Genomic DNA, 6,231 nt, shown 5'->3' on the forward strand with positions numbered 1-6,231 from the left:
TGACTTTGGTACTCAATACTTGGTTAACAATACCGTTCCGCAAACAAATACCTCGTATCGAATCGGAACTTAAATTTATAAAGTAAAGCGAACGTAAGTTCTGCTTTTACTTCATATTCAACATCAATTTAACGTTCGACAAGTCAGCATCGTGTACTAAACCTGCGTGAGTCAAATTACGTTTTTGCTTCTTGGTTTTTTTCGTAAGAATGTGGCTTTTGAAAGCGTGTTTTCTCTTGATCTTACCAGACCCAGTTACTGTGAATCTCTTCTTAGCACTGGAATTTGTTTTCATTTTTGGCATTTCTCTTTTTCTTTAAAAAATGAGCACTTTATCAATTATAATTTAAAATTGAAAATGTAGAATTGAAAAGAGGGTTGCCCTTATCAATTTTTCAATTTTCAATTCTCCATTTTTCCTATTTCTTCTTCGGGTTGATCATCACAATCATTCGCTTCCCTTCCAGTTTCGGCATTTGTTCCAAGGTTCCAAGGTCAGCTAATTCCTGAACAAATTTCAACAATAGAATCTCACCTCTATCTTTGAAGACAATCGTTCTACCACGGAAAAACACGTATGCCTTTACCTTCGAACCTTCTTCCAAAAACTTACGGGCATGCGTCAATTTAAATTGAAAATCATGATCATCCGTGTTCGGACCAAAACGAATCTCTTTCAAAACAACTTTACTTTGTTTTGCCTTCAATTCTTTTTGTTTTCTTTTTTGGTTGTATAAGAATTTACGGTAATCCATAATCTTACAAACCGGCGGAACCGCATTCGGAGAAATCTCCACCAAATCCATTTCCTGTTCTTCTGCCAACTGTAAAGCTGCAGATGTGGTCATCACCTGAGGCTCTTCACCTTCGACTACCAAACGGATTTCACGTGCAGTGATTTTCCCGTTTATGCGGTGTTGATCGTTGTCTTCTTTTCTTACAGGTCTTCTGTTGTCTTTTTTCATTCAGTTAATTAAACATTTGTCGACAATTCTTTTTCAATCGCTTGGCGAACTAAAGCAGCAAACTCATCTACTCCCAAAGAACCCTTATCACCTTCTCCGCGTTGTCTTACAGAGACTTGCTTTTCTTCAGCTTCTTTCTCTCCGACAACTAACATGAACGGGATTTTTTTCAGTTCTGCCTCGCGTATTTTCTTGCCTATCTTTTCGTTACGGTCATCAACGAAGCCGCGAATATCGGAATTATTTAGCAATTCTAAAACATCTTTCGCATATTCGTTGTATTTATCACTGATCGGCAGGATTGCAACTTGCTCAGTTGCCAGCCACAACGGGAAGTCTCCCGCACAGTGTTCCAACAATACCGCCACAAAGCGTTCCATTGATCCGAAAGGCGCACGGTGGATCATTACAGGGCGGTGTTTTTGGTTATCCGTACCCGTATATTCCAACTCAAAACGCTCAGGTAAATTGTAATCTACCTGGATTGTTCCCAACTGCCATTCTCTTCCAAGTGCATCCTGAACCATGAAATCCAGTTTCGGCCCGTAAAATGCTGCTTCACCCAACTCAACGATCGTAGGCAATTCTTTTTCTGCTGCTGCTTCAATAATGGCGCTTTCCGCTTTCGCCCAGTTTTCATCTGTTCCGATATACTTTGACGGATTTTCAGGGTCCCGCAGTGAAATCTGAGCTTTAAAATTCTGGAAATCCAGTGTTTTGAAAATATACAACACCAAATCAATTACTTTCTTGAACTCGTCTTTCACCTGATCCTGCGTACAGAAAATATGTGCATCATCCTGAGTAAACCCGCGAACACGTGTCAATCCATGCAACTCACCACTTTGTTCGTAACGGTATACTGTTCCGAACTCCGCAAAACGGGCAGGAAGATCTTTGTATGAACGCGGCTTGCTTTTGAAAATCTCGCAGTGATGCGGACAGTTCATCGGCTTCAGCAAAAATTCTTCATTCGGATCCGGAGTTTTAATTGCCTGGAACGAATCCGCTCCATATTTCTCGTAGTGACCGGAAGTCACATACAACTCCTTGTTTCCGATATGCGGAGTGATTACCTGCTCGTAACCAGCTTTACGCTGTGCTTTCTTCAGGAAGTTCTCCAAACGCTCACGCAATGCAGCTCCTTTCGGCAACCACAATGGCAAACCTTGTCCTACTTTCTGAGAGAAGGTAAACAATTCCAATTCTTTCCCCAGTTTGCGGTGGTCACGACGCTTTGCCTCTTCCACTTTCTCCAGGTATTCTGTCAATTCAGCTTGTTTCGGGAATGTAATTCCGTAAACACGCGTCAACTGCTTGTTCTTTTCGTCACCGCGCCAATAAGCTCCGGCAATCGACATTAATTTTACAGCCTTGATAAATCCGGTATCCGGAATATGAGGTCCACGGCATAAATCCGTGAAGTTTCCTTGTGTGTAAAACGTGATTGATCCGTCAGGAAGATCCTGGATCAACTCCAATTTATACGGATCTTCTTTTTCTGTAAAATATGCCAATGCATCCGCCTTGGAAACCTCTTTGCGTACAAACGGATTCTTTAGCTTTGCAAGCTCCTTCATTTTTTGCTCGATTTTATCCAGATCTTCTTCCTTGAACGAATAATCCATAAAATCCACATCGTAGTAATATCCGTTCGCAACCGGAGGACCGATCGCCAATTTAATTCCCGGATAGTAAAACTCTAATGCTTCGGCCATTAAGTGAGCTGAAGAGTGCCACATGGTCGATTTTCCTTCATCGTCGTTCCAGGTCAGCAACTGCAAGGTGCAGTCACCCGTCAACGGACGAGTTGCGTCGATTACCACGTTATCCACTTTGGCTGCCAATACGTTACGAGCCAATCCTTCAGAAATGCTAAGAGCAACATCCAATGCTGTTGCTCCTGCTTCGTATTGTCTAACTGATCCGTCAGGAAGAGTTACATTAATCATCACTTACAAAATTTAGTGCAAAAATAGGCTTTATCTGGCAAAAAGCCTCATATAATCTATTAAGATTTGTTACCGTAAACCAAAACAATTCCTTCTTTTGATTCTTTCCCGGACGCAATACTATACTCAATGTGAATATTTTTCAAGCGGTCCGATCCCGGTTTTTTCTTTAAATACTTCTCATTCAGGTCATTAGAAGAAAATTTCCAGTTCTTTCCCTGGACTTTTTTAAACTCTTCGATCAGCGTACGACCTTTTACCTCGGTCGGGGCATCGTATATTTTTATGGACACCGGAACGGAACATTTTTTTGCACTGACAGCAAATTGATATTCATTCGAAAGAAACATAAACACCTCGATGTTCTTGGTTTGTTTTGAGGCTCCTACATGGTAGTATGTAATTTTGGAACCTTCATAGCGGGTTCCGGTAATCAGCTCCTTACATTCTTGTTTCAGAGTATTCATCTGTGCTTCCAAAGCACTGTCATTTCCTCCGGAAACTAACGATATCCAAAAGAAACAAACAATAAGAGGCAAATAAAACGCAGTTAGTTTTTTCATAAAAATCATTTTCCGGGTTTAACAATGTTGTCACGAACCTTTTTCACTTCTTTCGCTAAAGCCTGGTATTCCGCTTCAGTCAATTCCGGAGTTTCAATATTAATATTTTTAGAGACTTTTTTCACGGAAGGTTGATTTTCATACGTATTTAAAACTCCTTCATACAAAGCAATCACTTCTTTCAAGCGGGCATCTTCCTGTCCAGGATGACTTTTAAAACCTTTGATAATGTTCTTCAACAAACTCATTTGTTCTACCAAAGCTTTCCCGATTTCAGCCTGTTCTTTCGTATTGTCGATTCCCAAATACATTCCTTCGATCCACGCTCCGGCAAACTGAATATCTCCCAAATATCTCAGGTCATTGTCCTCCATGTATACATCGGTTTTTTCCTGAATATCGTAAATCAGGTTTTCCAATGCTACGGGATTCCCCATTTCTTTATCAAATTTTGCGATTAATTCCTTATCGGCAAAAACGCTCTCCAAACCAACTTTGGAACCCACTTTCTGGATTACAGCCAGGTATTCGCGCGCTTCCTGTGACTTGGAATTGATGGCACAATATGCCAAATCCGTGGAGTAAACTCCGAGATTCATCAATTGATCAATTTTAAGCGCATATTTCTCCGCATTTCCGACAGGATTTGTTTTTCCTGCCTGGTATTTCAATCCGGCTGCTTTAAACGCATTGGCTAACGTGATCGGCTGAGGCAAAACGTAATCATTCTCAGATGATTCCTGAGAAGTCGTAGTAGTTGTCTCAACTGTTGCGGTTTCTTTTTTATCGGACTCACTATCTCCACACGATGCCAGGGCTAAGCTAAGGGTCAAAGCAGGTACGAAATAATTCAGTTTCAACATAATTTGGTTTGTAAAGTTTTGATTGTAAAGAAACAAAGAAAAATCAATTCGGGATATCTTCTATCTTACAATTTATTAGATTAGTATCGTATTTCACTCAAAACCGCTATACACATATGCCACTATTACCTATCACGCTGGGTTTAATTCTCGGCATTCTGTTTTCATTCATTTCAGGCGAACAATCGGGCCTTATTGGATTAAGTATTCTGGCACTTGTCATTTTACTGATTCTCTACCTGGTTTTCTCCAACTTATTCAAGAATTCCTTTCTATTGGACGAGGTAACAATCGCGCTTTCCGTTTGCGGTTTTATGCTCCTGGGCTTCGGAAAAACAGAACTGGTAAAGACAGACACTTCTGCCATTGCGGATCTTTCGGGGAAGGTCAATTTCGGGACTGTTTTCAAATCCAATATTTCAGAATCCGGTTATCAGACCATTCACATCAGCCTGGAAAAAACAAGCGACGGAAGAAAGCAAGTTTCAGGTTCCGGAAATATCATTCTCACACTCGACACTTTGGAAAGTATCTATTCTACCGGTGATTACGTGGCTTTCAAAACTGCTTTGGAGGTTTTCAGAACAGAAACAAATCCGGGTAGTTTTGATGCCGCTTATTATTACGGAACACATCATTACATCGGACGGGCATTCATTCCTTCCAACTGCATCTCAAAGACAGGTACGAGAACCAATATCCCCATTTTCTTTTCGAAATGGCAGGACCAAATTGCGCAAAACATGCGAAGCTGGCTTCCGGAATCCGTTTCGGGAATCGGTGTGGCGCTTTTGCTTGGAAACAAAGCCGGAATTGATCCGGAAGTACTCGATTCCTTTTCAAACACAGGAGCAATGCACGTTTTGGCCGTTTCGGGATTGCATGTCGGGATTATCCTGATCATTTTCCAAACCATTCTCGGATTTTTCAGCAAATGGATTTCAAAGAAACAAGCCATCATTTTCTCCGTCGTTCTGATTTGGGGTTTCGGATTGTTAAGCGGTGCTTCACCTTCTGTTATCCGGGCTGTCGTGATGTTCAGCATTTTGACTTTAGGTCAGCTTTTGAGCCGTAAAAATAACGGGATGAACAACCTGCTTCTTTCCGCAGTTGTATTGCTGATGTATGATCCGTATTACCTTTTCGATATCGGATTTCAGCTTTCCTATGTTGCTTTGATCGGCATTTTTCTCTTTCAGAATCCGGTTTATCAACTCATCCACATAAAACCCAAATGGCTCGACTGGCTTTGGAAAGGAAGCGCTATCGGAATTGCTGCGACGATTGCAACCACTCCGTTTATGCTTTACTGGTTTCATCAGTTTCCCAATTATTTCCTGCTTTCCAACATCGTTGTTATGCTTTTGGGATTCATCGTGCTGCTTTTTCTCATCCTCCTCGTTTTCACCGCGTGGATTCCTTATTTCAACACGCTCATTATTTTCCTTACTGTTATTTCGTTACAACTCCTAGTCCTGGGAATTGGGTTTGTGGACCGGATTCCGGGAGGTTTGGCAGCAGGTTTTGAATTGAATTTCGTCCAATTTTTACTATTGATCGGGCTGATTGGTTATTGTACTTATGAAACATTGATCAAACAGGTGATTCCCAAATTGCCTTTTGCAGCATTGGCGTGTTGCTTTTTATTTATTTCCTGGAAACGACACGATAAATTCTCAGGGAACGAGCTTCAGATCTTTTCAGGGAAACGGTTTTGCGGAATGATTCAATACGAAGGTCGTTTGATTACTTTTTATGAACATTCACTCAAAAACAAGCAAGTTCAGCAAACGCTCAAAAATGCAGTCCGCGATTCGGGTTTAAACCTGACGAAAGTCATTGAATTGAAATCAGACAACCGGCTGAAAATCGGGAAGAAAAGCATCCT

General features: G+C 41.1%; 6 protein-coding genes. 1 reads left to right on the top strand and 5 read right to left on the bottom strand.

All coding sequences use genetic code 11. The features are described 5' to 3' along the window. Positions 1-106: 106 nt before the first annotated feature. The 5 genes from rpmI to Q1V93_RS01620 form a co-directional block, all read right to left on the bottom strand. Positions 107-304 carry a 50S ribosomal protein L35 gene (gene rpmI / locus Q1V93_RS01600; RefSeq protein ID WP_124744687.1) on the bottom strand — a complete coding sequence of 66 codons (198 nt, stop codon included), beginning with the start codon at positions 302-304 and terminating at the stop codon, positions 107-109. A gap of 115 nt (positions 305-419) precedes the next feature. Beyond that, entirely contained in the window at positions 420-965 is a 546-nt protein-coding gene (gene infC, locus Q1V93_RS01605) for a translation initiation factor IF-3 (RefSeq protein ID WP_300660563.1), read from the bottom strand. A gap of 8 nt (positions 966-973) precedes the next feature. Beyond that, complete coding sequence (gene thrS / locus Q1V93_RS01610) at positions 974-2,917, bottom strand: threonine--tRNA ligase (RefSeq protein ID WP_300660566.1); 1,944 nt, start codon at positions 2,915-2,917, stop codon at positions 974-976. Positions 2,918-2,976: 59 nt separating this feature from the next. Continuing rightward, positions 2,977-3,480: a hypothetical protein gene (locus Q1V93_RS01615; RefSeq protein WP_300660569.1), complete on the bottom strand. Its 504-nt coding sequence runs from the start codon at positions 3,478-3,480 to the stop codon at positions 2,977-2,979. A 5-nt stretch (positions 3,481-3,485) separates the two neighbouring features. Further along, on the bottom strand, positions 3,486-4,343 hold the full coding sequence (locus tag Q1V93_RS01620) for a hypothetical protein (protein WP_300660572.1): 858 nt from the start codon (positions 4,341-4,343) through the stop codon (positions 3,486-3,488). A 116-nt stretch (positions 4,344-4,459) separates the two neighbouring features. Between Q1V93_RS01620 and Q1V93_RS01625 the strand changes: the two genes are divergently transcribed. Then, positions 4,460-6,231, top strand: a 1,772-nt coding sequence (locus Q1V93_RS01625) for a ComEC/Rec2 family competence protein (protein WP_300660575.1), incomplete at its 3' end; no start/stop codon positions are given.

Origin of the sequence: Fluviicola sp. (assembly GCF_030151805.1) — a bacterium.
GTDB lineage: Bacteria > Bacteroidota > Bacteroidia > Flavobacteriales_D > Crocinitomicaceae > Fluviicola.